At 38.7% G+C, this 25,887-nt stretch carries 29 protein-coding genes and 2 pseudogenes; 20 read left to right on the top strand and 11 right to left on the bottom strand.

Annotated elements, in window-relative coordinates; all coding sequences use genetic code 11:
* Window positions 1-73: 73 nt before the first annotated feature.
* Window positions 74-706, top strand: a complete 633-nt coding sequence (locus MST16_RS09805) for a hypothetical protein (RefSeq protein ID WP_180010347.1) — start codon at window positions 74-76, stop codon at window positions 704-706.
* A gap of 35 nt (window positions 707-741) precedes the next feature.
* Here MST16_RS09805 and MST16_RS09800 read toward each other — a convergent pair.
* Window positions 742-1,287 (bottom strand): annotated as a pseudogene (locus MST16_RS09800) (MFS transporter); the annotation flags it as partial.
* An 86-nt stretch (window positions 1,288-1,373) separates the two neighbouring features.
* Between MST16_RS09800 and MST16_RS09795 the strand changes: the two are divergent.
* Together MST16_RS09795 and MST16_RS09790 are read left to right on the top strand one after the other, a co-directional pair.
* Window positions 1,374-1,769 carry a transposase family protein gene (locus MST16_RS09795; RefSeq protein WP_257245628.1) on the top strand — a complete coding sequence of 132 codons (396 nt, stop codon included), beginning with the start codon at window positions 1,374-1,376 and terminating at the stop codon, window positions 1,767-1,769.
* Window positions 1,717-2,187 carry an IS5/IS1182 family transposase gene (locus tag MST16_RS09790; RefSeq protein ID WP_039254797.1) on the top strand — a complete coding sequence of 157 codons (471 nt, stop codon included), beginning with the start codon at window positions 1,717-1,719 and terminating at the stop codon, window positions 2,185-2,187. Before MST16_RS09795 ends, MST16_RS09790 begins: the two co-directional genes overlap by 53 nt.
* Window positions 2,188-2,194: 7 nt before the next feature.
* Here MST16_RS09790 and MST16_RS09785 read toward each other — a convergent pair.
* Window positions 2,195-2,905: pseudogene (locus MST16_RS09785) on the bottom strand (MFS transporter); the annotation flags it as partial.
* A 120-nt stretch (window positions 2,906-3,025) separates the two neighbouring features.
* On the opposite strand from MST16_RS09785, the gene MST16_RS09780 reads away from it, so the two are divergent.
* Window positions 3,026-3,712, top strand: a complete 687-nt coding sequence (locus MST16_RS09780) for a TetR/AcrR family transcriptional regulator (RefSeq protein WP_180012257.1) — start codon at window positions 3,026-3,028, stop codon at window positions 3,710-3,712.
* Window positions 3,713-3,779: 67 nt separating this feature from the next.
* Here the strand turns inward: MST16_RS09780 and MST16_RS09775 are convergent, their stop codons facing one another.
* Together MST16_RS09775 and MST16_RS09770 are read right to left on the bottom strand one after the other, a co-directional pair.
* A complete protein-coding gene (locus MST16_RS09775) occupies window positions 3,780-4,211 on the bottom strand; it encodes a hypothetical protein (RefSeq protein WP_180012250.1) in 432 nt (143 codons plus the stop codon).
* Window positions 4,212-4,436: 225 nt separating this feature from the next.
* Window positions 4,437-5,897: an inorganic triphosphatase gene (locus tag MST16_RS09770; RefSeq protein WP_180012259.1), complete on the bottom strand. Its 1,461-nt coding sequence runs from the start codon at window positions 5,895-5,897 to the stop codon at window positions 4,437-4,439.
* A gap of 321 nt (window positions 5,898-6,218) precedes the next feature.
* Between MST16_RS09770 and MST16_RS09765 the strand changes: the two genes are divergently transcribed.
* From MST16_RS09765 to MST16_RS09745, 5 genes are all read left to right on the top strand, one after another.
* Window positions 6,219-6,602 (top strand): DUF962 domain-containing protein, encoded by a 384-nt coding sequence (locus MST16_RS09765; protein ID WP_168378946.1) that lies wholly within the window; start codon window positions 6,219-6,221, stop codon window positions 6,600-6,602.
* A gap of 594 nt (window positions 6,603-7,196) precedes the next feature.
* The gene (gene thiE, locus MST16_RS09760) at window positions 7,197-7,817 is read left to right on the top strand and encodes a thiamine phosphate synthase (RefSeq protein ID WP_078188828.1); all 621 of its coding nucleotides are present in this window, start codon (window positions 7,197-7,199) and stop codon (window positions 7,815-7,817) included.
* Between the two features lie 35 nt (window positions 7,818-7,852).
* Window positions 7,853-9,151 (top strand): glutamate-1-semialdehyde 2,1-aminomutase, encoded by a 1,299-nt coding sequence (hemL, locus tag MST16_RS09755; protein ID WP_180012251.1) that lies wholly within the window; start codon window positions 7,853-7,855, stop codon window positions 9,149-9,151.
* A 103-nt stretch (window positions 9,152-9,254) separates the two neighbouring features.
* A complete protein-coding gene (locus MST16_RS09750) occupies window positions 9,255-9,668 on the top strand; it encodes a heme-binding protein (RefSeq protein WP_180012253.1) in 414 nt (137 codons plus the stop codon).
* A gap of 683 nt (window positions 9,669-10,351) precedes the next feature.
* A complete protein-coding gene (locus MST16_RS09745; protein WP_180012255.1) occupies window positions 10,352-10,765 on the top strand; it encodes a hypothetical protein in 414 nt (137 codons plus the stop codon).
* A 93-nt stretch (window positions 10,766-10,858) separates the two neighbouring features.
* Here the strand turns inward: MST16_RS09745 and MST16_RS09740 are convergent, their stop codons facing one another.
* Together MST16_RS09740 and MST16_RS09735 are read right to left on the bottom strand one after the other, a co-directional pair.
* A complete protein-coding gene (locus MST16_RS09740) occupies window positions 10,859-11,329 on the bottom strand; it encodes an IS5/IS1182 family transposase (RefSeq protein WP_039254797.1) in 471 nt (156 codons plus the stop codon).
* Window positions 11,277-11,672 (bottom strand): transposase family protein, encoded by a 396-nt coding sequence (locus tag MST16_RS09735; protein ID WP_257245627.1) that lies wholly within the window; start codon window positions 11,670-11,672, stop codon window positions 11,277-11,279. Before MST16_RS09735 ends, MST16_RS09740 begins: the two co-directional genes overlap by 53 nt.
* 174 nt (window positions 11,673-11,846) lie before the next feature.
* On the opposite strand from MST16_RS09735, the gene MST16_RS09730 reads away from it, so the two are divergent.
* From MST16_RS09730 to rapA, 5 genes are all read left to right on the top strand, one after another.
* Window positions 11,847-12,095: an Imm41 family immunity protein gene (locus MST16_RS09730; protein WP_180012332.1), complete on the top strand. Its 249-nt coding sequence runs from the start codon at window positions 11,847-11,849 to the stop codon at window positions 12,093-12,095.
* A 127-nt stretch (window positions 12,096-12,222) separates the two neighbouring features.
* Window positions 12,223-12,555, top strand: a complete 333-nt coding sequence (locus tag MST16_RS09725) for a hypothetical protein (protein ID WP_180012333.1) — start codon at window positions 12,223-12,225, stop codon at window positions 12,553-12,555.
* A 161-nt stretch (window positions 12,556-12,716) separates the two neighbouring features.
* Complete coding sequence (locus MST16_RS09720; protein WP_180012335.1) at window positions 12,717-13,421, top strand: phosphopantetheine-binding protein; 705 nt, start codon at window positions 12,717-12,719, stop codon at window positions 13,419-13,421.
* A 133-nt stretch (window positions 13,422-13,554) separates the two neighbouring features.
* Window positions 13,555-14,199 (top strand): RluA family pseudouridine synthase, encoded by a 645-nt coding sequence (locus MST16_RS09715; protein WP_180003800.1) that lies wholly within the window; start codon window positions 13,555-13,557, stop codon window positions 14,197-14,199.
* A 141-nt stretch (window positions 14,200-14,340) separates the two neighbouring features.
* Window positions 14,341-17,178 carry an RNA polymerase-associated protein RapA gene (rapA, locus tag MST16_RS09710; protein WP_180012337.1) on the top strand — a complete coding sequence of 946 codons (2,838 nt, stop codon included), beginning with the start codon at window positions 14,341-14,343 and terminating at the stop codon, window positions 17,176-17,178.
* Between the two features lie 112 nt (window positions 17,179-17,290).
* Here rapA and MST16_RS09705 read toward each other — a convergent pair whose 3' ends face one another.
* Window positions 17,291-17,671 carry a hypothetical protein gene (locus tag MST16_RS09705; protein ID WP_180012339.1) on the bottom strand — a complete coding sequence of 127 codons (381 nt, stop codon included), beginning with the start codon at window positions 17,669-17,671 and terminating at the stop codon, window positions 17,291-17,293.
* 28 nt (window positions 17,672-17,699) lie between these two features.
* Here MST16_RS09705 and MST16_RS09700 point away from each other — a divergent pair, with 28 nt between their 5' ends.
* From MST16_RS09700 to MST16_RS09685, 4 genes are all read left to right on the top strand, one after another.
* Window positions 17,700-18,005: an IS630 transposase-related protein gene (locus MST16_RS09700; protein WP_180136461.1), complete on the top strand. Its 306-nt coding sequence runs from the start codon at window positions 17,700-17,702 to the stop codon at window positions 18,003-18,005.
* A 47-nt stretch (window positions 18,006-18,052) separates the two neighbouring features.
* Window positions 18,053-18,538, top strand: coding sequence for a transposase (locus tag MST16_RS09695; RefSeq protein WP_227554803.1), 486 nt, complete (start codon window positions 18,053-18,055; stop codon window positions 18,536-18,538).
* A gap of 581 nt (window positions 18,539-19,119) precedes the next feature.
* Window positions 19,120-19,383, top strand: coding sequence for a PAAR domain-containing protein (locus MST16_RS09690; RefSeq protein ID WP_078193592.1), 264 nt, complete (start codon window positions 19,120-19,122; stop codon window positions 19,381-19,383).
* A gap of 106 nt (window positions 19,384-19,489) precedes the next feature.
* Complete coding sequence (locus MST16_RS09685; RefSeq protein WP_180012247.1) at window positions 19,490-20,287, top strand: alpha/beta fold hydrolase; 798 nt, start codon at window positions 19,490-19,492, stop codon at window positions 20,285-20,287.
* 64 nt (window positions 20,288-20,351) lie between these two features.
* Here MST16_RS09685 and fabR read toward each other — a convergent pair whose 3' ends face one another.
* Window positions 20,352-21,050, bottom strand: a complete 699-nt coding sequence (gene fabR, locus MST16_RS09680; protein WP_078188804.1) for an HTH-type transcriptional repressor FabR — start codon at window positions 21,048-21,050, stop codon at window positions 20,352-20,354.
* A 144-nt stretch (window positions 21,051-21,194) separates the two neighbouring features.
* Between fabR and MST16_RS09675 the strand changes: the two genes are divergently transcribed.
* Both MST16_RS09675 and MST16_RS09670 read left to right on the top strand, forming a co-directional pair.
* The gene (locus tag MST16_RS09675; protein WP_180003808.1) at window positions 21,195-22,262 is read left to right on the top strand and encodes a ferredoxin reductase; all 1,068 of its coding nucleotides are present in this window, start codon (window positions 21,195-21,197) and stop codon (window positions 22,260-22,262) included.
* 12 nt (window positions 22,263-22,274) lie between these two features.
* Window positions 22,275-23,369, top strand: coding sequence for an acyl-CoA desaturase (locus MST16_RS09670; RefSeq protein WP_180003810.1), 1,095 nt, complete (start codon window positions 22,275-22,277; stop codon window positions 23,367-23,369).
* An 82-nt stretch (window positions 23,370-23,451) separates the two neighbouring features.
* Here the strand turns inward: MST16_RS09670 and MST16_RS09665 are convergent, their stop codons facing one another.
* The 3 genes from MST16_RS09665 to MST16_RS09655 all read right to left on the bottom strand — a co-directional run bounded on the left by MST16_RS09665 (window position 23,452) and on the right by MST16_RS09655 (window position 25,633).
* Complete coding sequence (locus MST16_RS09665) at window positions 23,452-23,655, bottom strand: hypothetical protein (RefSeq protein WP_180003812.1); 204 nt, start codon at window positions 23,653-23,655, stop codon at window positions 23,452-23,454.
* A gap of 176 nt (window positions 23,656-23,831) precedes the next feature.
* Window positions 23,832-24,461 (bottom strand): HAD-IB family hydrolase, encoded by a 630-nt coding sequence (locus MST16_RS09660; protein ID WP_180003814.1) that lies wholly within the window; start codon window positions 24,459-24,461, stop codon window positions 23,832-23,834.
* A complete protein-coding gene (locus tag MST16_RS09655) occupies window positions 24,428-25,633 on the bottom strand; it encodes a DUF1615 domain-containing protein (protein ID WP_180003816.1) in 1,206 nt (401 codons plus the stop codon). The genes MST16_RS09660 and MST16_RS09655 overlap by 34 nt, the downstream gene beginning before the upstream one ends.
* Between the last annotated feature and the right edge of the window lie 254 nt (window positions 25,634-25,887).

Below are 25,887 nucleotides of genomic sequence, written 5' to 3'. Positions count from 1 at the left end.
TATAGGCAAAGCCTTGCAGAAACTAAACCTTTGACTTAATCTAAAAAATAGCCTAAGTAAAATGGAATGCTTCATGCAAGACGCAATCGCAGTGCAAAGTCTGAAAAGTGATATTGGATTACTTCGACAAAATGTTTGGCCGCCCTCAACCTTAGCCAATGTAGAAGGGCTGCCCATTTATTATGGTACACAATCTGAAGTAGCCGAATATTATGCGCAGTGGACTGGCTTAATTGAACGTGCTCAGGAATTATTTCAGCCCTTTATGGAAGATGAAGTCCTCGATGCAGTCCATTTGCCGAGTCATTTGAATCTGCCGCTTTTTTATTTTCACGTGGATCGTATTCGAATCAACAAAACACGGGCGAAAGAATCTAAAACCTTTCGTGGTATTGCTAGCTTAGTTGAAAAATGTGGGCAATTTGAAGCAGATCAAATTCAAGCGATGCGACTATGGCTAGACAGCGATGATACGGCAGCTTTGGTCGCACACCGTGAATTTATTGACCTCAGAACCTATGTATTTCAACATGGACAAAGTGAATACACCCGTACCCGTTTTTATGTGAATGGCATTGTTCTCAGTGTCGAAAACGACTTTAAATTGGTGGATGCCCGTGATAAACCACGTAAAGCCCGTAGTGATAGCTATAGCGACCCTTTAGCCGATAACAATACGTGGAAAATCTTTGGGAAATATCGTTAATCAAATGTATTGACGATATCACTTAGAGCGTGGACTTAGTTCGCTGTACAAGGAAGCTTCGGGTTATTTAATCCACGCCCTAAAGTGAATATAGCCACTATGGCAAATGCGACAAAGATCATCACCGAATACAATAAGGTATTGGCATTAAAATGATCGACAATATAGCCGCCAAACAGTGAGCCACACGCAATCATGAGTTGGAAAATACCAATAAACAGTGGCATGCCTTTTTCAACAGCTTCAGGGGCATGTACAAACATCCAGATATTGGCCGTTGTAGGAAATGCCCCAAAAGCGAATCCCCATAATGCCGTTAAAAGATATGCACCGAATAAATGAACTGCAAAGTGTGGAAAGCTAAAAAATACTACGATAAAACTGAAGGCAACAAAAGCAAGGGTATAGCGGACATTGATGTTACTGCTATAACCCGCAAATAAATTACCAAAGAAACCGGCTATACCGTAGATCAATAATAATGAACTGATGGTGGTCGCATCAAAGCCTGCATGATTCTTAAAAAATGGGGCGAGATAGCTATAAGAAGAAAAATGAGCAAAACCAATTAATAAAATAATAGATCTCTTTCATAAATCAAAAAACGATCTTATTTTTGGTTAATATTTGCACTCCGGATTTCTTAGCATTCGTGCATAATCTGCGGATGAAATACATCGATTCAAACAAGCTTTCTGATCCTCAGTTCAAGCGATACACAGGCATCTCATGGTCAACTTTCTATTTGATGGTTGAGCAATTGAAGAAACATGTCCCTGCCAAAGGCAGACCGCCCAAGTTAAGCCTGGAAGACCAGGTTCTGCTCTGTCTAAGCTATTGGCGGGAATACCGAACCTTATTTCACGTTGCGACGAGCTACGGGGGTTCAGAGCCCACAGCCTCAAGAATTGTCCATCATGTTGAAGACTGCCTGATTCGGTCCAATCTCTTTAATTTACCCAAAGATTTACCCGAGGGCGAAGGCATCGATTGGAATGTTGTGATCGTGGATGCCACAGAAATTCCAATCCAAAGGCCTAAAAAAACAGAAGAAAAGCTATAGCGGCAAGAAAAAGACCCACACTTTCAAAGTACAGGCCATCATTCATTATCAAACTCAAAAAATCCTGAGTTTATGTACGAGTCGTGGTGCCGTACATGATTTCGAACTCTTCAAACGTAACTTGAATCAGATTCCTGCAGGTGCATTTATCCTTGCGGATAAGGGTTATCAGGGAATTTATACAGTGTATCCAAATAGCTTGTTGCCATTAAAAGCAAAGAAGCGCTGTAAACTGGATTCCGAACTAAAAATCTATAATCAGGAAATCAATAAAAGAAGAATTGGAATTGAGCATGTATTTGGCAGTTTGAAAACCTTCAAAATTCTTGCTGAGCGATATCGCAATCGAGGCAAAAGACTAGCATTGAGATTCAATCTAATTGCTGGAATTTATAACTTAGAGCTGAGTGAAAAATGACTTATGAAAGAAATCTAATAATCAGTCCTTTACGTGCTTTATCATGTTGAATCAGTGCAGGTAAATCACTAAATCGAATAGCTGATGTTGGTGGAAGTTTTGGCAGGAATTTGATTTCTAAAACTAAAATGATGATTCCGATTGCTGCAATGATTTGAAATGCACTACGCCAACCTAACCAGTCACTTAGCCAAGTGCCTAATGGAACACCTAATACCGTCGCTAAAGTGACGCCCGCCATGACGATTGCAGTGGCTTTGGCTATGGCGAGATGACTGGGTGCGACACGTCCACTCAAAGCTATGGCTGTTGCCCAAAATCCACCGATAGCAATACCCAGTAGAAAACGGCTAAACAACAACAGTGCAAAGCTTTCTGCGAAGCCAGTTATAAAATTAGAAATGACCATAATCACGGTTAAAGCAATCATTAAGATACGACGGTCAAGTTGCTTCACAGCAACAGAAAGCAGGGGCGCTGCGATCGCACCCATAATGCCAGGGAGGGTAATCACCCAACCTGCGGTACCTACACTAATCTTTAAATCAAGAGCAATGGCATTTAACACACCAATAGGTAAAAACTCACTGGTGACTAGTGCGAAAGCTGTAATGGCAACTGTGAGGATTGCAAACCAATTCCCTTGATTAGGAGAAGATTCATCAGGCTGCTGCGTCAACTGTTTATCTGGTTTTAAAGCTGTAGCATGCGGATTCATAGCGTTACACCTTAATTATTTAATTTAATAGTGACTGTTATAAAAATAAACTATTTGATTAATTTATGAGCGTCAATTATTTTATTAGTGAACGTTATAAAATATAAATGTTAGCTTATGATGAATGATTCAAAGCAGGAAAATATGCACGCTAATTCAGCTGATTTGGTCAAGAAGCGTGGACGACCTAAATGTTTTAATGAACAACAAGCTTTAGAAAAAGCCATGATGTTATTTTGGCAATTTGGCTATGAAGGAACATCCATCAGTGATTTAACTCTAGCTTTGAATATCACAGCACCTAGCCTATATGGCACATTTGGCGACAAAACGGCGCTCTTTGAAAAATGCATTGAATACTACAGTGAACACGAAGTTCAACCTGCCGAAAAAATTCTACAAGCAGGTCAAACAGCTAAAATTGCGATGGAATTGTACCTATATGACAGTATTCAGCATTTGGTACAAGCCAATAAACCTAAAGGTTGTATGGTGGTGGTGGCAACAATGAATTGTTCACAGCAAAACCAAACCGTACAAGAACAGCTCAAACAACGTCGTGCCTATACCAAAACTAAAATTATGGATCGGCTCGCTATAGGCGTGCAAAATTCGGAAATTGAAAGTTTGGCTCATGCAGAACAATTGACTGATTTTTATATGACCTTATTACAAGGGATGACCATGCAAGCACGTGATGGTATGGCCTTGACACAATTACAACGCATGGTGAGTAATGCGATGAAATCATGGGGGTTGTTAGCACAAGGTCCAATCAGTATGGATCATGAATTAAACTCCCAATAGCAGCGTAGCCTTAACGCACTTTTCTTAGTTTTTTTGAATGACTGATATGCAAATACCTTGTTGAAGTTCATTTGCAAGGGTGAATTTTAATGTCACCCAATTCCATCACACTGATATAACCATCAACCGCAATCAAATTGTCGCTTTGACTCGATAGAGTTAGACATTCTCCAGACTTGACGCTGGATAGTAGCTGACCTTGTTGCGGATTTAAGTTCATGCTGTAAATACTCAGTGTGCCAGCATCGGTTTTGATTTGGTAAGACTCATCACCATAGTCCTCATTATTATTGCGCAGGACTTTAAAGGTTCGTCGTGTCTGATCAAAGTTTTGAGTTGGAGAAAGCGGCTTTTCGACTTGTAAGGATGCTGTGCGCCTTAATTCGGTACTTTGCACAGGCTTATGTTGTTCACTACAAGCACTCAGTAATGGGAAAATGATAAAAATAAGTGAAAATGAAAATAGGGGATGAATTACAGGTATGTGACTTTTCAACATAAAACCACCCTGAATCTAATTTTTCAGATAGCTTATTTTAAAAGTTTTTACCTAGAAAACAAAAATAATAGCTTCTCAAAATATTTCAATGTAACTGAGTCAAACTAAGGAAATGATGAATTGAAATTAGCCGACTTTGAATCTGAATGTTCAACAAATGAATATCTATATGACAATGTGGGATGCAAATAAAAAGGGAGAATCATTGAATCTCCCTTTTGGATTTTACTTAATGAGTTTTCGACTCACAAGGAATTGTTCTGTCGCTTCTAATAGCTTATCTGCATAAACCTCTTGTTTTGCAGTCAACCAGCCGAGAACAAACCAATCACTAGCTTCTAGCTCTGTTTGCTGAATATATTGTGCAGAAGAGGAAAGGACTTGATATTCCTGAGCCGCGACTTGTGCATCATTAAGCGCTTTACTGTATTTCTGCAAGTTTTTTACATCATAAATCGACGTCAAAACTGGGAAGCTAAATTTAAGCTCTTGTATGCGTTGAGAAAGCATGTCTAAGCTTTCAAAATTGTTAATGTCGGCATCATTTAAAGCCTCTTGGAGGGCTTTATATTGGTTTTGCAGGGTTGTTTGAGCATACCATTTAAAATCGTGTTGCTGCGGTGCATCCTCCACTTTCAAACTAAACATTAAAAGCTCAAGATAATGATGTACATTTTGAGTCGATTTAACCAAATTGCCTAACTTCTCTTTGCAATACAAAATATCTTTAGTTAAATTTTCTGAAGTCGTTGGGTTTTGTAAAAAGCCTCCCAAGGTATTTTGCATGTGTTCAAAATGGTGTAATTGTTCAAATTGCTGCTTAAATGCGCCTAATTGCACAGCCCATTTTTCAACGATATCACTGTTCCAATCTTTAAATAGCGAAATGGTTAATTGTAAATGATGGAGTGCTTTCTGAGCTTGTATAATGTGCTCAGCCTGAGCCACACCTGCAGAAATTGCGGCAATATTAGGCAGAAGATGCTGCATTTCCTGTGCAATTAAAAGTCGTAAGTTTTTTGCGGCAGTATCTTTTTTACTGAGTTGAAATTCTTTAGCCTCAACTGCTGGACTCACAGTTTGATTCAATGCCAGCAAGTTACCGATTTCCGCTTTACTGCGAACATCCAACCATAAATGATACTTTTTAACCCATTCGAAACTAAAGGCAAGGAGTGATTGAATAGAGCCACTTTTAAGCTCAAATTCAACTTCATGAACTTCTGTTTCTGTGCTGTTGCTGCGGATACAGCCGACATCTAAGCAAACTTCGATCTTGGCATCTTCAAACTCTATGACGCGATAAGTTCTGAGAATATCTGTTTCAAATTGAAGTTGTAGCGAATCTTGCTGATCGCCTAAAGTGGTTTTTAAAACCGATTGAACTTCAGCTTCATTGGCATAGACCGATAAATCTAAAGCAGGAGCTTGTTCAACTTCACCCAAATCTAAGTTATGTTCAAACCGTTCAATGTGGCTCTTACCTGCAGCTTTTAGAGTTTGAATCCAGCGCGCTCCTTCTAAACGTTGACGCAAAGCTGCATGCTGCTGTGCCATTTTTCGATCTGGGGTATCAAAATATTTAGCTTTAAGTTGAATTTGTTCCGATTTTTTTGGATCGAGTGCTTTTAATAATGCGGTTCGACGTGCTTCTGGAATCTGGAACTTTAATTCAACTTCAACCATGGTTTTCTGTCCTGATGTCACAACTTCATGATCTGGCATGAAGCGATCTTTAAATTTTTATAAAAATGAAAAACTAAAATGCGCGTAAATTTTCTATGAGCTAAACGCGTATCGATTGTAGCGAAAAACAGTTGAGAAGTAAGACTTGACGGATTTGAAAATTCTGATTTTGGACGAAGAAAAGTTTTAAAAGATGGATATTCCATCAATTGTATAATTTACTATTGCTTGAGTTACATGGGAGCAAAATAAAATTTTACGCCTTTAAAATGAGCGAGTTTTGAGCTATGTTGGTTAAAATAAGTTCAGGATGAGCACAACATGAATTCACAAGTACAACCCGAGTTTAATCGAAACTTAAAGCCCGAATTTCAGTTACCGATTCGTGACTATTCGCAATTTTATCGATTTTATTTGACTGAACATCGAAATATTATGAGTCGTCGTTTACATGCCACCGGCAGCAGTATTGGACTCTATTTCTTTGCAAAAGCAATTTTAAAAAGACAACCAAAGTATTTTGCTTATGGCCTGGTTTCAGGCTATGCCTGTGCATGGGTCGGACATTTTTTCTTTGAAAAAAATAAGCCAGCTAGTTTCAAGCAACCTTTGTACAGTTTTATTTCCGATTGGCGCATGCTGTCTGATATTGTGAAGGGGAACTTAAGCTTAAAAGACCGCAATTTAGATAAGATTGATAGTTAATTGTTTATTAATCAAACGTTTAATTTTTATGGATCTAGGTGTGATTTTTTTGAGTAAATGACTTGCAAAAATAGAGTGATTAGTCTAATAATGTTCATATTATTTATTTACTTACTATCTATAAGATGAAAAGTCGATAAACCCCAGTTTTCCAAGCCTAGAGTGACCTTCTCTAGGCTTTTTTTATGGCCTTAGAAATGGTCTATTGTTTGAAAGATTTAACCACAAAAATGTTCACAAAAAAAATAGGCTAGACTTTTTGATGCTCTGAACGCTCCCCAAAACGTTTCTTACCAAGCACCAAAAAGTCTAATAGGTTGCATATTTTATTCTTATCAAGTGTTTTGTTTTTATGCGCTGTTTTTTGTATTCTTCTGTTTCGCTATTAGATAATTTGTATCAGTTTTGTTCTATACCTAAAAATAGTGATTTTTTCCATTTTTTACAGACAATTCAATTAAACATTTATATAAGCAGTCTTGTGAAAAGGAATATAGCTTTCACAGCGGGAAAATATTAAAATTTTATGCCCCAAGCAACATTTCATAGACCTAATCGCTATAATATTCAAAAGTTTTAAGTTGTGATTGAACTATGCGTGGTTTATACCTCATTACCAATGATGATCCTATAGAATTGCTTTTAGCCAAACTTGAAGGCGCGATGGCGACTTATGAAGTCGCTGTTTTGCAATATCGCCGTAAAAAAGTGGCAAAAGAAGATCAGGCTTATGAAATTGAATACATGAAAAATATGTGTAATCAATACAAAGTGCCTTTTGTTATTAATGACGATCTCGAAACTGCAGTTCAATATGGTGTGGGTGTACATTTAGGGCAAGATGACGGTTCAATTGCTGAAGCTGTAGCACGTTTACCTAAAAATGTTTTGATCGGTCGAAGCTGTAATAATTCTTTAGAACTGGCTGAGCAGGCGATTGCAGACGGTGCAAACTATGTGGCTTTTGGCGCCATTTTTGCGACTGAAACTAAGCCTGAAGCAGGCAATATTGGCTTAGAAACGCTAAAACAAGCCAAAGCGAAACTAAATGTACCTATTTGTGCAATTGGTGGTTTAACTGTAGAAAATTCTGCTGAAGTGATTGAAGCGGGTGCTGATCTTTGTGCTGTGATTAGTGATGTATTAGGTCGTTCAATGTCTGCTGTCAGCAGTCGTGTTTATGAATGGTCTGAGCTTTTTGCTGAACAAGCTTAATTTTATTTTTTAGATTGAATAAGTAGAGAATTTTTATGAGCTTATCTGCTAAGCAAGAACAATTATTCAAACAAGCCAGCAAGCATATTCCTGGCGGCGTAAACTCTCCTGTACGCGCATTTAATGGTGTAGGCGGTACACCGGTATTTATCGAAAAAGCGCAAGGCGCATATCTCTATGACGTAGACGGAAAACGCTATGTCGACTATGTCGGCTCTTGGGGCCCAATGATTTTAGGTCATGCGCAGCCCGACATTATTAAAGCGGTTCAAGAAGCGGCTGTTGATGGTTTAAGTTTTGGTGCGCCAACCGTTCATGAAACGACTTTGGCGGATATTATTTGCGAAATTATGCCGTCTATTGAATTGGTTCGTATGACTAATTCAGGGACTGAAGCGACTATGACAGCCATTCGTCTTGCTCGTGGCTATACCGGCCGTGACAAGATTGTAAAATTTGAAGGTTGCTACCACGGTCACTCAGATTCACTCTTGGTTAAAGCGGGTTCAGGCTTACTCACTAAAGGTGAAGGCGAAGCGACTTCTGCAGGTGTTCCTGCTGATTTCGCCAAACACACTTTAACCCTGCCGTACAACGATATTGCGATGCTGAAAGAATGCTTTGCAAAATTCGGTTCAGAAATTGCAGGTGTGATTGTCGAGCCAGTTGCAGGCAACATGAACTTGGTGAAACCAATTGACGGTTTCTTGCAAGCGATCCGTGATGTATGTGATGAGCATGGTTCTGTCTTTATCATTGACGAAGTGATGACAGGTTTCCGTGTCGGTCTTGGTGGTGCGCAAGCGCATTATGGCGTAACGCCTGACTTGACCACATTAGGTAAGATCATTGGTGCTGGCTTGCCAGTCGGTGCATTTGGCGGTAAACGCGAAGTAATGGAATGCATCGCGCCGCTGGGTAAGGTGTATCAGGCAGGCACACTATCAGGCAACCCACTTGCAATGCGTGCTGGTATTGAAATGTTTAAACATTTGCGTAAACCAGGCTTCTATGAAACTTTGACTGAAAAATTGGCAGGCTTGCTTGCTGGTTTACAAGCTGCTGCAGACGAGGCGGGCATTCCGTTCTTTACGCAGCAAGTAGGTGGAATGTTTGGTATTTACTTTACAGATCAAACTGAAATCACTGGTTTTGATTCAATTTTGAAATGTGATGTAGATGCGTTTCGCACTTTCTTCCATGGCATGCTGAAACGTGGTGTTAACCTTGCACCGTCTGCATTTGAAGCCGGTTTCTTCTCAAGCGCACATAGCGATGAAGATATTGCATTTACCATTGAAATGGCGAAAGAAGTTTTTGCTGAAATGAAGTAATTTTCATTTAAATTGGTAATTTCTGCTTTAGAATAAAGCCCGCAGCCTGCTGTGGGCTTTATTTGTTGTTTTAAGTTCAGTTTTTTAAGAAAAGGATTTTTAAATGAAAACCAAGCATTATTTAACTCTGGCAGATGCAGAATTTTTACTTAACACAGCACATGCTTATGCAGTCGAAAATGGTTTTAATGTCAGCATTGCGGTAATGGATGATACAGGCAATTTATTGGCGATGAAACGTATGGATGGCGCATCGCCAATGACAGCAAATTTATGTTTAGAAAAAGCCAAATGTTCAGCCATCAGTAAGCGCCCATCTAAATTGTTTGAAGATTTGATAAAAGGTGGGCAGATGGGTTTCTTAACCATGCAGACGTTTAATGGCATGCTGGAAGGTGGTGAGCCGATTTTGTATGAAGGGCAATTGGTGGGTGCAATGGGCGTGTCTGGGGTAAAGTCATTTCAAGATGCAGAAATTGCACAAGTGGCGATTGAGAAGTTTTTATCTCAGGTATAAAATTTCTTCAGAAATTTGTAAGCTTAACTTTAGCAATATATGTCAGTTTTATAGCTAATGATACGTTGAACGTGATTAATCACAAAAAAGCCATTCCAGTGCCCTATTTACTGGAGCGGCTTTGATTAAGATATTGATGCTTATGATAAAATTTAAAGCTGTTATTCACCAATTAAAATGTCTATGCGATAAACCATTTAAAATGTCCTGTTTTTTCATATAATTAAAAAATTCACCCCCATAAAAAACAACAAGAAACCGACTTGGAAATAAGTCGATTTCTTTTTGAGAAATTTTGATACATCTTGCTAATTAATTTGATCAATATCGGATCAAATTGTCGTTTTTCTCTGCGTTATCAAGCCAGCGCTTAATTAAATTATCCACAATTTCTGCGGACAACTCTTGGAGTAAAAATCTACCAATTTTGTACCCCTGAGCACACATGACTTTAGGAATTTTGCGGATATTCACAATCTCTTGTATTCAATATTATGAAGTTATAAGAGAACAGGACGTTCCGCAGAATAAAAATAAATAATCGCACAAGGATCGGCGGAACGACAGGAGTTATGCCAAGCGAACCAATACGAAAAAGCCCGACAGGATGTTGGGCTTTTTTATGTTCTGTATATCAGCGAAACATTTGATGTAAACTGCGATTAATTACTTATAAAGTATTCATGATGAAATTTTTTTTTAAAGAAAAAATTGTCGATTTTTTTTCATTAATGGCAATTTTAATTCTGATCATCTCATGGTTTCTTCCTGTATTCGATGGCATGAAAGGATATGAACTTTTTGTATATTCATTTTTTTTACAATTTTTGATCTTTCCCATTATTTTAGTTTTTCCAATTTGGGCAAATCTATCCCTCGTTTTTACATATTTTTTATTAAATGATAATGATCCTAAATCATTTCGTTGGAGCTGTATAACTTTAGCAATGATGTGCTATGGTCTTGCCACCATTTTATTTATAGATGGTAAAAAAGGTGAACCTGTTCTCGTCGGTGCTTATGTTTGGATATTCTCAGGAGTTTTACTTTGCATCTGTGCCTATATTAAAGTGAAAAAAATATCAAAAAATGATTAATCATAGGCTAGATTTTGTATAAGAGATTTACGTTAACAGATGATTGAAAATTCCATGAATTTGGTTGTTCATATAACAGATTTCTTTCATAAGTCATTTTTCACTCAGCTCCAAGTTATAAATTCCAGCAATTAGATTGAATCTTAATGCTAGTCTTTTGCCTCGATTGCGATATCGCTCAGCAAGAATTTTGAAGGTTTTCAAACTGCCAAATACATGTTCAATTCCAATTCTTCTTTTATTGATTTCCTGATTATAGATTTTTAGTTCGGAATCCAGTTTACAGCGCTTCTTTGCTTTTAATGGCAACAAGCTATTTGGATACACTGTATAAATTCCCTGATAACCCTTATCCGCAAGGATAAATGCACCTGCAGGAATCTGATTCAAGTTACGTTTGAAGAGTTCGAAATCATGTACGGCACCACGACTCGTACATAAACTCAGGATTTTTTGAGTTTGATAATGAATGATGGCCTGTACTTTGAAAGTGTGGGTCTTTTTCTTGCCGCTATAGCTTTTCTTCTGTTTTTTTAGGCCTTTGGATTGGAATTTCTGTGGCATCCACGATCACAACATTCCAATCGATGCCTTCGCCCTCGGGTAAATCTTTGGGTAAATTAAAGAGATTGGACCGAATCAGGCAGTCTTCAACATGACGGACAATTCTTGAGGCTGTGGGCTCTGAACCCCCGTAGCTCGTCGCAACGTGAAATAAGGTTCGGTATTCCCGCCAATAGCTTAGACAGAGCAGAACCTGGTCTTCCAGGCTTAACTTGGGCGGTCTGCCTTTGGCAGGGACATGTTTCTTCAATTGCTCAACCATCAAATAGAAAGTTGACCATGAGATGCCTGTGTATCGCTTGAACTGAGGATCAGAAAGCTTGTTTGAATCGATGTATTTCATCCGCAGATTATGCACGAATGCTAAGAAATCCGGAGTGCAAATATTAACCAAAAAGAAGATCGTTTTTTGATTTATGAAAGAGATCTAACGTGTATTATGTTAATTTTAAGTTATTTAAAGAATAATCCTTATGGATGCAGAAAAAACTATCCTACGTAATTTTCCCACAATGACTTGTTTGATGATGATTCATTTTTAGGAAAACTCCATGAAGAACAATTATGGGATATTGAGGAATATTGGCTTTTAGAGTGCAGTATTTATGAACTTGAAAAAAACTCATCTGAAAAATTGCATTGGGAAATATTTAGAATTTTTAGCATAATTATGGGCAAAATTAGCTATCATTTGGATAAGAATGATTGCTTTAAAATCAAAAAATTAAAACGTCACAAACTTTATGAACTGAGAGAAAGAGTTTAATTAGTATTTGAAGGTTATTTCTCCCAAAAAATGCCTGAACAAAATATTTTTGAAGAGGTTAACCCTTTACTGATACCCTCTATTTAACAAAATGGCTGTTATACGAAACTAAAATAAAGGGAAAGCTATGGACTCAAAAGAATTAGCTCATCTGCTCAAAAAAGGAATTATTAACGAAAACCTAGAAATTTATAAAGGATTGTTCACAGACTACTCACCATCAGAAATAAAAGATCCTTATTTTATTGATGCAATAAGTTTTTTTAATAATTTGCCAGACGAACATAAGAGAATTTTTTTTTCAATCTTACGACAAGTAATGATTGATTCAATTAGTAATGTATTGGGTGTTATTGATGGCAGCTCAAGTTTAGAAGAGCACGATGGTGATTTTTCTTTGCTGTATGAGGGTAAGTCACTTGAATATTTACAAGATTATTTTTTATCCCAATTTGAATAAAACCAAAACTTAGGTTTATCTAATAAACTTAATAGAATTAAAAAAATATATAAGTTTAAAGTTGACCAAAAAGTAAATCATCAGTAGCCGAAAGTCACCTTCAGATATGATTCTGCGTTAGCATATCAATTGTTCCAACTTGAGTTATGTACCGAGTCTGTATGCTTTATCCCATGCCCAAGAAAATCCAATTTGCACCTTCTCTATCAAAATGGCAGTTGTCATCAACACAGTCTGTATTGGTGCTGGATGGTTTACAAAATCTACGCATGCAGCAGGGCATACAAGATACGCAGTTGATGGAAAATTTGATCCAGCTGACCAATAAAGCCAAAGCCTTAGAGATTCCTATTGTCGATTTATATGGTGATGATTTACTTCAAGGCATGCAGCAGCTTGGTGAATATGCAACAACACACCCGCAGCTCATCTTTGCAGGGCAAATCACACCTATGCTGAAACAGATCTTGCCGCATCTATATAGCGTAACAGAGCAAATCTGTATCGTTGATGACGCAATTGTGCTGAGTAATCAGGAACAGCATATTCAGTGGGTGGACTCCATGTCAGGCCAAGGTATACATCATATGAGTAGTTATAATTTGATGCGGCTTTGGAATCTGTCAGCACCAACTGAATTCGTTTTGTCAGCCAAAGGCATATTATTGGCTATTGCAGAGCAGCTAGATATGGACGCATTGGAAATAGATCCCTTAATCGATTTACGCAGTTATGGGCTCGATTCCATTGCCATGGTCAGCTTAATTGGGTTGTGGCGTGCCAATGGTGCAAACATCCGTTATGAAGACTTTTTAGATGGTGCAAGTTTAAAAGCATTGCTAGAAAAATTGCTCAATACAGATTAAACAAAGCCAATTGGAATTATTTTTGTTCTAAATCGGAAAATACGTCGGGAAATATAGCTTTGTGCATTGTAATTGTTGGCTAAGCTTTTTATTATTGCCGCCTTGTTTTTCGAGATCAGAACTGGATTGAACTTTGAGTAATTTTCTAACCGAACACCTGATACATCGTGATACTGACTTTATGGTGATCCATAAACCAGCAGGTTTACTCACAGTTCCGGGAAAAACAGCAGATTTACAAGACTGTGTTATCAATCGATTATTAAAAATTGAACCGAATACCTTGCTCATCCATCGTTTGGATCGTGATACCTCAGGTATTTTGGTTTTTGCATTAACCCGTCAAGGGCAAAATCGAATTTCACGCCAGTTCCAAGAACGTCAAACTTCAAAAACATATCAGGCATTGGTTGCGGGTACGCTCGAAGGTGAAGGTACTGTCGATGTACCGGTCATATATGACCCAGAACATCCGCCACTGCATATTGCCGATCCTGCACACAATAAGCCTGCGCTTACGCATTGGAAAGCCACTGAACATTTTGAGATTCAGGGGCAAGCCGTAACACGTGTAGTTTTAACTCCTATTACCGGTCGATCACATCAGCTTCGCGTTCATATGCAATATTTAGGTCATCCTATTGTAGGTGATACTTTGTATGCAACACCTGAGCAACAGCAGCTGATGCCGCGCTTATGTTTACATGCTGAGCGCTTGAGTTTTAACCATCCTGAAACTGAGCAAACAGTGGAATTTCACTGTCCTGTACCATTTTAGGAAAATCATTTAAATCCCTAAGAATTCTGCTCACTATTTAGTGGGCTTTATGTCAAAATATATTGCTTTATGGTCTAGATTTTTGCTCAAATAACGTTCACAGTTTGAGCATAATATTTTCAGACCGAACTTGAGAAAAAGGTGGAAAAATTGCAGCAGTTTGCTATTGGTCAACGTTGGTTATCAGATACAGAAACGGAACTGGGTTTAGGTGTTCTTATTGATGTTGATGAGCGATCGGTCAGCATTTTATTCCCGAAAAGTGATGAAACTCGTGTCTATGCCCGTCACAATGCACCTTTATCTCGTATTGTTTTCAATGTAAATGACGAAGTCCAAGACCAAGAAGGTCAAATTTGGATTGTCGAATCGCTTGAAGACCGTGGTGGTGTGGTTCGTTATAACGCGGTACGTAAACTGGCCGACGGTACAGAAGAACGTAAAGCACTGAATGAAACACGTATTGGTGCAAGTATTCAGTTAGCAAAACCATTAGACCGTTTACTTGCAAGCCAAGTAGACTATAAAGAATGGTATGACCTGCGTATCGAAGCATTGCTTCTTCAAGCCAATATGAAGTCTAGCCCTTTACGTGGCCTAGTGGGTTCACGTGTGGGTCTCATTCCACACCAACTGTATATTGCGCATGAAGTGGGTAAGCGTTTTGCCCCACGTGTATTACTTGCTGACGAAGTCGGTTTAGGTAAAACCATCGAAGCCGGTCTGATCATTCATCAGCAACTCAAAACGGGTCGTTCAGAACGTATCTTGGTCTTAGTACCTGATTCATTGCAATATCAATGGATGATTGAAATGCGTCGTCGTTTCAATCTTGAGTTCTCATTATTTGATCTGACACGTACAGCATCGATTAAAGAGCACGATCCAGACCTCAACCCATTTTTAACTGAACAATGCATCATTGCCAGTGTCGATTTGATGATCGACCATGATGACTTGCGTGAACAAGCCCTTGAAGCTGGTTTTGATTTGCTTGTAGTCGATGAAGCCCATCATTTAATGTGGTCAGAAGAAGAAGGCGGCAATGACCGTTATGACCTTGTTGAAGAACTTGCTGAAAAAACACCGGGTGTCTTGTTATTAACCGCAACGCCTGAACAATTAGGTGTGGAAAGTCACTTTGCACGTTTACGTTTACTTGATCCACAACGTTTTAGTTCGCTTGATCGTTTCTTGGATGAAGAAGATCAGTATCACCAAACAGCTAAAATTGCTGAAGTGCTGATGTCTGATCTGCCACTCGAAGAAGGGCATTTGGCAGCGATTGAAAGCCTATTAGGTCATCGAATTACTGACGAGCCAGAACAACGCTTTCGTGCCATTCACGAGTTGTTAGACCGTCATGGTACTGGTCGTATTTTATTCCGTAATACACGTGAAGCGATTCAAGGCTTCCCAGGTCGTGACTGTCAGCCTGCGCCATTACCTGCACCTGAAAACTGGTCTAAAGATGGCAAGCTACGTGAACAAATGTGGCCTGAAGAAGCGCAGCTTGATGGCTCGTGGATGGAAACCGACCCACGTGTGATGTGGTTGATGGAACGTCTGCGTACAGACCTAAAACACAAAAAAGTGTTATTGATTGCACGTAGTGGTCCAGTCGTTGAGTCTTTAGAAAATGTACTTCGTTTGCATGCGGGTATTCGCACAGCGATGTTCCATGAAGGCATGAGCCTATTAGAGCGTGACCAAGCAGCAGCTTATTTTGCGGAAGAGTCATACGGTGCGCAAATTTTACTATGTTCAGAAATTGGTTCTGAAGGTCGTAACTTCCAGTTTGCATCGGACTTAGTTTTGTTTGACTTGCCTGCAAACCCAGACGTACTTGAACAACGTATTGGTCGTTTAGACCGTATTGGTCAAGAAAATCGTATTCAAATTCATGTGCCTTATCTGGTTGGCACTGCGCAAGAGCGTATGTTCCGTTGGTATAACGAAGCATTAAATATTTTCTGTAATATCTCGCCGACTGCACAAACCTTACAAGAAAACTTTATCGTCAATCTGAAAGATTGTTTATTGGCAGATAAAGGCCAAGAGTTTGAAGATTTGCTCGAAGCGGTGAGTGTACAACGTGAAGCACTTGAAGCTGAACTTCAAGAAGGTCGTGACCGTTTACTTGAGTACAACTCTTGCCGTCCAATCGTGGCACAAGAAATTGTGACTGCACTTGAAGACTACGACGACAATACAACCTTGCCAATGTTTATGAAGCGCTTCATGGCGTCTACAAACATTGATTTTGATGAGCAAAGTAACGGTACTGTGATCATCAAGCCAACGGATCAAATGCAAGTTCAAGGTCTGACTTTGGACGAAGAAGGCATGACGGCGACGTTCTATCGTGACCAAGCACAGATCCGTGAAGATGCTCAATATTTAACACTTGAGCATCCATTCACTGAAAGTGTGATGGAAATGATTAATACACAAAGTTTTGGTAGTACCAACGTTGCTGTATTGAAATCAGCAGCTTTACCACAAGGTTCTGTGTTAATGGAAGTGTGGTTTAAAGTCGATGTCGTTGCACCGAAAGCATTGAATTTGCCGTCAAGTTTGCCTCAACAGTTGGTTCGTGTATTACTGAGCGAAAAAGGTCAGGATTTATCGCAAAAAATTGCACCTGAAATTTTACGTCCTTATTTACATCATCTTGATGGTAACAGTTGCCGCCAAGTGGTTAAGGCGCGTCGTGATGTTATTGAACAGCGTTATACGCAAGCGCTGGAAATTGCACGTGGCGCATTACCGGGCTTTAAACAACAAGCCAAAGAAATCTATGGTAGCAAATGGCAATATGAAATTGACCGCTTGACTTATTTGAAGCAGTTCAACCCAAGTATTCGTGAAGATGAAATTGCACGTTTACAAAAACTGCAAAAAGAAGGTTTAACACTGCTTGATGGTCTGGCGGTTACACCAGAAGCAATTCAAATTATGGTAGTGGTTAAGCCATAATTTTAAATTCTCAAAAAAGCACCTTCGGGTGCTTTTTTTCATGGCTAAAATTATAACTGTAAAATTAATCACGACAGATTTACGCTAAATCAAAGTTTTGTATTGTTTATTTTTAATCTAAATTGTCGACATCGGCATAAAAAAAGTAACTATTCTTCAGCAATTCTACAGCTTGATCAAAATCTTCATGTTCATCCAACATATAAAATATGCCATCAAGCTTTGTATAGTCAGGATGATTTTTTGCTAACTGAATTTGGATCGTACATCGGTCTGCTTGGCTGCGTGTTGCATAATGAGCAGTAAGTAAATCAAAATTGATGTCAATGCATAGCGGCTGTTTTAAGGCAATGGCACCACAATAAGCATGTATTTCAGGTAATAAACGTAAGACTAAATCAGCCTCTTTGCTTTCCGCCACGATGAGCTCTGGGTCTGCGGTCTTACACAAAGCGAGTACTTCAGTTAACAGGGTTGAGTCATCTATAGCCAAATCCTAAAAACTATAGAACAATAGAGATATGGGATATTCAAAAGATTTTAAAGACAAAGTCATAGAAATTATGATTCGAGATGAAATGTCTGTGCGAAAAGCAGCACAGCATTTTAACATCTGTATACAAACGATTCAGAACTGGAAAAAGTCCACTACAAACAAACCTATTCCTGGCCGTCCAGTTAAAATTAGCAGAGAGCAAATATTGAAGGATGTTGAACAATATCCTGATGATTATCAGTATGAGCGAGCTGAACGTTTAGGAGTAAGCACTCATGCGGTATTTAATGCATTACATGCCGCAGGAATATCGCGTAAAAAAAGACGTTAAAGCATCCTAAAGCAGATCAAAATCAACGTCAGCAATTTCAAAATCTCATAGAGTGTTTAGAAGGGAAATTGCCTCTGATTTACATAGATGAAAGTGGTTTTCAAAGTGAAAGTACCAGAACTCATAGTTATAGCCTTCAAGGAACACGTGCTGAAGGTGAATTTAACTGGCAGTTGAAGAATTGCAGTAATGCGATCGGTGCAATTATCGAAAATAGATTGTTGACAGTTGGTGTGTTTAATTGTTCTGTGAATACAGAAGTATTTGAATGTTGGATTGAACAGGATTTATTACCTAAGTTGAAAGAAAGCAGTGTTTTGATTATGGACAATGCGACCTTTCACAAAGGGAAAAGACTTCAGGAGTTGATACGTTGTGCAGGCCATTACATTGTGTGGCTTCCTAAATATAGTCCAGATTTAAATCCAATAGAAAATATGTGGTCACGAGTCAAGGCGATTCGAACTAAGTTTAGAGTTAAAGATATTGATAAATTATTTAAAGATTACTGTAATGATTTATTTGGTATTTAGCTATAGTGTATGGTCTAACACGATGACTTTTTGCGGTTGGGTTAAATCGAAGTCATTTATTAAAATCATAAAACCTCCTGAAAATAGAATGGTTATGCTTTATATATCTGCGTTATAAAATGAAAAGGTGCTACGTTTCGAATCTAAAATTTTCTAAAAATGGTTTTGGATAATGTGTTCAGTCTATGAACGTTCTAAAGTTAATCATGGCGTAGAAATGCAACATTTTTTGATTCGTAGCTCAGTTAAATACTGAAATTGTAAAATAGGCTGCTACGCTTCATGCTCATTGCTAGACCCAATATACATGTTTTGATTAGTAAAAGAATCGGCGTTGCGACATAAACTGTCGTTGTTGATATCAATTGAATTATGAAAGTGAAATGATTAAATGTATTAGGACATATAGCGATAGCATCATAATCAAATGATTGTTCACGAACTGCCTTAATGTCGTGTTTTAATGCTTTAGTTAAGTAAAGTTTTGGCTTGATTAAATTTATACGTCGATGCTAGCGAGTTGTGGGTAGTTCCGTTAAAATGCTTTAAATTTCAGCAGTTCGTTAGAAGAAAATAAAAATATGAAATCTTTAATTACCTTAGGTAGTAAAACGTCACACGGTGGTGTGGTTTCAGAATGTGAACCTTCATTTGTGATTAATGGTATTGCGGTGCATTTAAACGGCATGAAACATTATTGCCCGAAATGTAATTCGACTGTGGCTGCGATCGCGGCAGATCAAAGTACAACGGTAAAGGGGCGCGGTGTTGTGGTTGCTGGGGATAAAACCACTTGTGGCGCAACATTTTTACCGAATCAATCAATGGTCGGTTCACAAAAATAATCTGCAAACTGACTTTGAGGTCATCTAGATAAACTCATTGAGTCCTGTTTAAATCGTATTGATCTCTTTATGATGTGGCATCATCAGCTGATTAGATGAGTTTTAGATGAAAAGCGCGATCCATTTTACCCATGCCAATGGTATTCCTGCTGCAAGTTATCGAAAGTTTTTATCCTACTTTGCACCGCAATTTGATGTGAAGGTGATTCCGCTTATTGGTATGGATGAGCGCTATCCGATCACCAAAGATTGGCGATATTTGGTCGATCAAGTCATAGCAGATATTGAGCACCAATTTCCAAAGCAACAAGTGATTGGGCTAGGGCATTCTTTTGGCTCTTTAGTCACCCTGATGGCGGCTTATAAACGTCCAGATTTGTTTTCACAACTGATTATTATGGATCCACCTTTTGTAATCGGTCCTAAGTCCGCCATTTTTGAAGGCATGCAAAAATTAAAGCTCAAAACTGTCGATAAAATCACGCCTGCAGCAATTACACTGAAGCGCAATGATCATTGGTCAAATTTGGATGAAGCCTATACGGCTCTGCGGAATAATCGTTTATTTAAAAGTTTTGATTCGCAGTGTTTTGAGGATTACTTTGCACAAGGCATTCAAGCTGATGAAAAACGCGGTGGCGTGACCCTCAGCATTCCAAAAGCCGTCGAAGCACAAATTTTCCGTACAGTGCCTGCATGGTGGTGGCGTACCCCACGGAAAGCCCCTCAAATGCCTGTACACCTTATCACCGCAAATGACAGCCATTTTTATAAACAAGGTTTGCCTGACGGAATGAAGAAAACCTATGGTATAGATTATAGTGTGGTTGATGGTGGGCACATGTTTCCACTTGAGCAGCCGAAACAGACAGCGCTACACGTCATGCAGTACTTACAGCATTAGAAAAATATATTTTGCTCATAAAAAAGGAGACCTGAACGTCTTCTTTTTTTCTCACCGTTAATTTTTAGCGAATTTGGGCTTCGTCTAGATGGCGAGCACCTTCCAATATCATACGAATCATAATCATGGTTTGTTCGGCAACTTCTTTGCGTTGTTCTGTCGGTAGATCAATGACTTTCGCACCCATGTTAAACACCAATTGGGTAATACCACGTGCCACGATGTCAGGATGAGCCAACTTGCTCTGATTTAAACGCTCTAGGACGATTAAATCTTCTCTTAATTCTTGTTGGAAATAGTTGAGTTGACGCTCAACTGCATTTTTATAAGAATGCGAACCAGTATAGCCTTCACGAAGTAAAAGGCTTAAGTTGCCTTCATCGGCATCTAGCTGCTGAATAAATACTTCAACTGAACTACGAATAATACTGCTTTGGCGTGATGCCTGAAGGCGTGCTTCATGCAAAATTTGACGTAACACACCGCCAGCTCGATCAATCAACTCAATGGCTAATTCATCAATATCTTTGAAATGACGATAGAAACTATTTGGAGCAATGCCAGCTTCACGTGCAACTTCACGCAAACTCAGTGATGAAATACTTTTTTGTGGACCAATTAAATTAAGCGCTGCCTGAAACAGTTCTTCCTTGGTAATTGTTGCTTTACGACCTACAGTGCGAACTGTAAGTGGAGTTTCAGCTTCAGAATGTAAATCTTCCTGGTACATGTTAACCATATTCGTCTGTGCAGACTGAGTCATATTTTTTAATAGATTAAAAACATTAACATATTATAGCGTCTGCTAATAGCTTTTGTGAAAATGTCGATTAAATGCACAAGCGTATATACAAATATATATACATGTGTATAATAATTAAAAACCTCCCATGAGTTGTATTTGATTATGCATGTACTCGAAAAAGCGAAAAAGCCTTTAAACGCAATCAAAGACAGTGTTGTAGACGTCAATGCGGTAAATTTCTGGTTGCAGAAATTTAATCCGTTATGGTCTGGTAATCAGGCACTCGGCAAAATTGTACAAAAAGAAAATGCAGCAAATGAGATGGTCAGCCTAACCATACAGGTGAACCGTTTATTTAAAATTGGCGAAGCTGGTCAGCATCATCCTGTTTTTGCTCGCGTAAATGGTATTCGTTACGAACGTACTTATAGTTTGACTCAGTTAGATGATCAACACGTATTGCTTAGTGTAAAAAAAGTGAATACGGGTATTGTGAGTACTTGGCTCGTAGAACAAGCGCAAGTGGGCGATATCTTAGAATTTGGTCAGCCTTTTGGTGATATGACTTTGGTGTCAAATTCTGCGCCGTTGCTACTATTGGCTGCGGGTAGTGGTATTACGCCAATGTTAAGTTTGTTGAAAACGATGAGCAAAACCAAGCAAATTGCGGAGCAACCAATTCAGTTAATGTATTGGGTTAAGTATCACGATGATGCCGCATTCAAATTACGCTTCGAAGCTTTGGCAAATCAATATCCAAACTTTAAATTTCAAATTTTCTTTACCCAAGAAGATGTTCCCGATCCACGATTAAATGCCGCTCACGCTGCTCAAATTGACGACATTGAGTACAGTACAGTGTTTGCATGTGGTCCATCAGGTTTCGTCACTCAGGCCGAAGCATTATTTGATCATGCACAGTGCTTTATGAGTGAAGCATTTAGCATGAGTCCAATTGCAACGGATGACATTGGCTTTGTGAATGTCACGCTTACACAATCCAATAAAACCGTCAGTATTCCAAAAGGCCAATCAATTCTAGCCAGTCTTGAACAGCAAAATATCAAACCAAATCACGGTTGCCGTATGGGCATTTGTAATAAATGTGCCTGCAACAAAGTAGAAGGTTCGACTAAAAATATGGTCAATGGTAGCCAAAATACAGAGCCGGGTAATTTACTCAAAATTTGTGTGAACTCAGCACAGTCAGATCTTGTTATTGATTTATAAGGTAGAAAAAATATGAACATGCCTGTAAAAATTGAATATTTTAAAAATCCTAAAAACCGTGAGTTAACCCAATCGCAATTAGATGAACTTGCGCGTGAGCTTGACGCAATTAAGCAAGAAGTTTTAGATGACTTAGGTGAAAAGGATACGAAATACATTCGCCGTGTATATTCGACTATTCGATATTCATCTATGGCGGGTCGTGCATTATTGTTTGCAGGTTGGTTTCCGCCAGCGTGGATTTTAGGCACAGGTCTTTTAGGTTTTGCCAAAATCATGGAAAACATGGAATTAGGTCATAATGTCATGCATGGTCAATATGACTGGATGAATGATCCTAAATTCAATGGTCAGACTTATGAATGGGATATCGTGGGTACTGCAGATAACTGGCGCCAAACTCACAATTTTAAACATCATACCTATACCAACATTAAAGGTATGGATGATGATATTGGTTATGGTCTCGTTCGTTTGTTCCCAGAACAGCGTTGGAAGCCGGGCTATCTATTACAACCGATTTATAGCATTCCATTTTGCTTATTGTTCCAATGGGGTGTTGCCATTCAAAACCTTGAATTGGGTAAATACTTTAAAGGTCGCAAAACAAAACAGCAGACCAAAGAAGAATGGAAGCCAATGCAAGCCAAAATCGGCAAGCAATTATTTAAAGACTATGTGTTCTTCCCGCTTATTGCAGGGCCTGCAGCATTACCTGTGCTCACAGGGAACCTCGTTGCGAATGGTCTTCGTAATATTTGGACATTTAGTATTATTTTCTGTGGTCACTTCACCAAAGATGTTGAAGTTTTCCCGAAAAAAGTACTTGAAAATGAAAGCCGTGGACATTGGTACATGCGTCAAATCCGTGGTTCTTCAAACCTTACTGGTTCAGAAGCATTTCACATTTTGACAGGGCATTTAAGCCATCAGATCGAACACCATTTATACCCTGACGTTCCTGCGCGTCGTTATCGTAAAATGGCGCCAAAAGTGCAGGCGGTCTGTGAAAAATATGGTTTGAACTATAACAACGCAAGTTTAGTGAAACAGTACGGCAGTGTACTAAAACGTATTGTGAAATATGCGTTTCCATTTAAAAAGTAATAAACGCTACACTAAATTTACGGGAAAAAAAGCCATGCAATTGCATGGCTTTTTTATATTAACTTTGGGGAAAATATTTATTTCAATTTTTGATATGTAATTTGAGGATCTTAATCAAATTCATATAATTTCCTTTTTTAGCCATACGAATGACCAATTCAATTTCTTCTTTCGTCCACATCTGGCGAGTGGCTGAGAAGGCAAATTGAGCAAGGAGTACAAATGGATTTTCGCCAAATTTAATATGGAGGCCTTTGACATATTTCGGTGGATTGAATTGATTCATATTCTTTTCCCGCTTTTAATATTTGACCGCATTATTTCTAATTAATGAGAAAAATAGCACACTATAAAGTCAAAATAAAAGCAGAATTTTCAAAATTTAATCATATATTAGAGCGACTTAAATTTAAGTTTGTGATTGTTAACTTTGATTAATAAACCAAACTAAATCACTCGACTTTAGTCGAGTTCAGGTAGGCGTTTATCCTTTCCATTCATGAAATGGTGGGTGGCCAATTCGAACATAGCGAGGTCTTCATCGCTATTTCCATAGGCATAAACATGCTCATAGTCTTGAAGGTTAAATTGCTCCAAAACGCGATTTTTCTTTTGCTCACCACTACAGTCTAAGGTTTCATATAAACCAGTCAGTTTTTGGTTATTGGTTGCAGTTTCAGTACAGATCAGTTTGACCCCGAGCTTTTCCGCCACAGGTTTAAGATATAAATCGACGGATGCAGAAACCAATACGACTTCATGACCGCGTTTTTGGTGTTGCTGTAATTGTTCATACAGTGAAGGATTGAGTTCTGACATCAAATGTTCAGCATATTGTGCTGCTTGATTTAAAACCTGCTCATGATTGGCTTGGCTAAACATTGCAGCATAAAGGCGAGGACGCATTGCATGTGCAGGATATAGCTTGAGATAATAGCCTTGAATCCAAGGGAGAATTTTAATCCCTTGGCGCACGATATGCCGTTTAGGCAGGGAATAGAAGATGAACCCTGTAAAACTGTCTTTGTTACACAGGGTTCCGTCAAAATCAAATAAGGCTAGAGTTTTAGATTTTTGATGCGGCGCATGCATGTTTGATAACGTCCATCGACTCGTGTGGCAAACCAATTGGTATTGTAATCACGGCTTAATTTCGGCCCCGAAATTACGACTTCAGGCATCATGGCATAAAACGGTTCTTTACCAGTCTTTTCTTGGTACAACTTTTTGACCGCTTTATACGTCAAAGTATCTTCAAAGTCCTGATCTTTTTCTTTTTTAAGATCTGAACGAATTTGACGTGGCGTCGCGATCACATTGTTTTCTGCAAAAACGGCAATCAGCGCGGTTTCAGACTGGCTTTTTGCTGAACGTGGAGAACCATCTTTATTATAAAGCAAGAGGTCACCATCTAAGCCGAGCTCAGCAGGGGTTAAGTCATTTAACATGCTTTGGAATGCCGCATTACGACTCGAATAACGACCCGAGTTATAATCTGCAAAACGATAAATTGGTTTGTCATATTCAGCTGGATACATCATTAAACGGTGGATGCCATAATACAAACCGCCATATTGGCTATACATGTCTGTACGCAGTGCAGCAATATTTCCACCTTGGCGTTTGTGGTCTTTGGCATAGCCTATATGGACTTGCATCGAACCCAAAGTGGTAATTGGGTTGAGCTTTTCACCAATATCTTGTCCAACCAGTTTCGCTGCGCCTGTTAATGCACTCACGTGATAATGTTTAGACATATAGTCAAAAATTTCACGATATAGTTCGTCTAGTTCACGTTCAGTTTGAACACGGCGCATTTGGCTCAAATAGTTATCTTCTGGACTTGGCTGATTTTTTAACACATCTTGGAAATAGCCAGCGACTGTACCACCGATGCCATCACCCAATTTATCTTTAAACTTTTCTTCAAGACGATCTTGAACTTCTTTAACGGCTTTTTCACCGAGTCCCGGCACATGTGGGTCAGCAACAAAATTGGACTCTTGATCGACCACAGCAACAATCGTACAGACATTTTCTTTCGTGGTCGGAATACCGAGCTGATCACTAATGTCATAGATATCATTGGCCCATGAAAGACGTTCATTCACGCGAGGTGGAATGGCTTTTTTAATCTGTTCTGCTTCCATAGTGGGTTCATCTTTGCTCCACCATGAACCATTACCACAGGCAGCCAAGCCAATGGATAAAGCCAGTACAGAAAGGGATTTAAAGCATAATGTGGTCGAAAAAGTTTTGTTCATATTTTCCAATAAACTCAGCCATATGGGGGCGACAAAGCAGGAGCAGTATACTATGCAAAATACATAAGTAATGAATAAATATGTATATGCCTCATAGGGGACTGTCAATCTATTTATGGAGATCTACGCGTGTAAAAACAAGCAGTTCTGTCAGGATGATTGGAAAAAGAATGCTTTTTGAGCTAAATAGATGAATATTCCAATATCATTTTCAACAGATTATAAAAATGAAGGTATATACTAGCTGAAATCCA

The sequence above is a fragment of the Acinetobacter sp. YH16040_T genome, assembly GCF_024605785.1.
In the GTDB taxonomy this organism is placed as follows: domain Bacteria; phylum Pseudomonadota; class Gammaproteobacteria; order Pseudomonadales; family Moraxellaceae; genus Acinetobacter; species Acinetobacter amyesii.
Note: the sequence above shows the minus strand (reverse complement) of the source record. Positions and strands in the feature narration are given on the sequence as shown.

Excerpts from the sequence above, each read along its gene's own strand:
- MST16_RS09720 (WP_180012335.1), top strand. The coding sequence starts at position 12,717 with ATGCTTTATCCCATGCCCAAGAAAATCCAATTTGCACCTTCTCTATCA.
- MST16_RS09805 (WP_180010347.1), top strand. The coding sequence starts at position 74 with ATGCAAGACGCAATCGCAGTGCAAAGTCTGAAAAGTGATATTGGATTA.
- thiE (WP_078188828.1), top strand. The coding sequence starts at position 7,197 with ATGCGTGGTTTATACCTCATTACCAATGATGATCCTATAGAATTGCTT.
- MST16_RS09675 (WP_180003808.1), top strand. The coding sequence starts at position 21,195 with ATGCATGTACTCGAAAAAGCGAAAAAGCCTTTAAACGCAATCAAAGAC.
- MST16_RS09670 (WP_180003810.1), top strand. The coding sequence starts at position 22,275 with ATGAACATGCCTGTAAAAATTGAATATTTTAAAAATCCTAAAAACCGT.
- MST16_RS09660 (WP_180003814.1), bottom strand. The coding sequence starts at position 24,461 with ATGCATGCGCCGCATCAAAAATCTAAAACTCTAGCCTTATTTGATTTT.
- fabR (WP_078188804.1), bottom strand. The coding sequence starts at position 21,050 with ATGACTCAGTCTGCACAGACGAATATGGTTAACATGTACCAGGAAGAT.
- MST16_RS09770 (WP_180012259.1), bottom strand. The coding sequence starts at position 5,897 with ATGGTTGAAGTTGAATTAAAGTTCCAGATTCCAGAAGCACGTCGAACC.
- MST16_RS09700 (WP_180136461.1), top strand. The coding sequence starts at position 17,700 with ATGGGATATTCAAAAGATTTTAAAGACAAAGTCATAGAAATTATGATT.
- MST16_RS09655 (WP_180003816.1), bottom strand. The coding sequence starts at position 25,633 with ATGAACAAAACTTTTTCGACCACATTATGCTTTAAATCCCTTTCTGTA.
- MST16_RS09740 (WP_039254797.1), bottom strand. The coding sequence starts at position 11,329 with ATGCCACAGAAATTCCAATCCAAAGGCCTAAAAAAACAGAAGAAAAGC.
- MST16_RS09690 (WP_078193592.1), top strand. The coding sequence starts at position 19,120 with ATGAAATCTTTAATTACCTTAGGTAGTAAAACGTCACACGGTGGTGTG.
- MST16_RS09725 (WP_180012333.1), top strand. The coding sequence starts at position 12,223 with ATGGACTCAAAAGAATTAGCTCATCTGCTCAAAAAAGGAATTATTAAC.
- hemL (WP_180012251.1), top strand. The coding sequence starts at position 7,853 with ATGAGCTTATCTGCTAAGCAAGAACAATTATTCAAACAAGCCAGCAAG.
- MST16_RS09745 (WP_180012255.1), top strand. The coding sequence starts at position 10,352 with ATGATGAAATTTTTTTTTAAAGAAAAAATTGTCGATTTTTTTTCATTA.
- MST16_RS09765 (WP_168378946.1), top strand. The coding sequence starts at position 6,219 with ATGAATTCACAAGTACAACCCGAGTTTAATCGAAACTTAAAGCCCGAA.
- MST16_RS09790 (WP_039254797.1), top strand. The coding sequence starts at position 1,717 with ATGCCACAGAAATTCCAATCCAAAGGCCTAAAAAAACAGAAGAAAAGC.
- MST16_RS09735 (WP_257245627.1), bottom strand. The coding sequence starts at position 11,672 with ATGAAATACATCGATTCAAACAAGCTTTCTGATCCTCAGTTCAAGCGA.
- MST16_RS09665 (WP_180003812.1), bottom strand. The coding sequence starts at position 23,655 with ATGAATCAATTCAATCCACCGAAATATGTCAAAGGCCTCCATATTAAA.
- MST16_RS09775 (WP_180012250.1), bottom strand. The coding sequence starts at position 4,211 with ATGTTGAAAAGTCACATACCTGTAATTCATCCCCTATTTTCATTTTCA.
- MST16_RS09780 (WP_180012257.1), top strand. The coding sequence starts at position 3,026 with ATGAATGATTCAAAGCAGGAAAATATGCACGCTAATTCAGCTGATTTG.
- MST16_RS09685 (WP_180012247.1), top strand. The coding sequence starts at position 19,490 with ATGAAAAGCGCGATCCATTTTACCCATGCCAATGGTATTCCTGCTGCA.
- MST16_RS09795 (WP_257245628.1), top strand. The coding sequence starts at position 1,374 with ATGAAATACATCGATTCAAACAAGCTTTCTGATCCTCAGTTCAAGCGA.
- MST16_RS09750 (WP_180012253.1), top strand. The coding sequence starts at position 9,255 with ATGAAAACCAAGCATTATTTAACTCTGGCAGATGCAGAATTTTTACTT.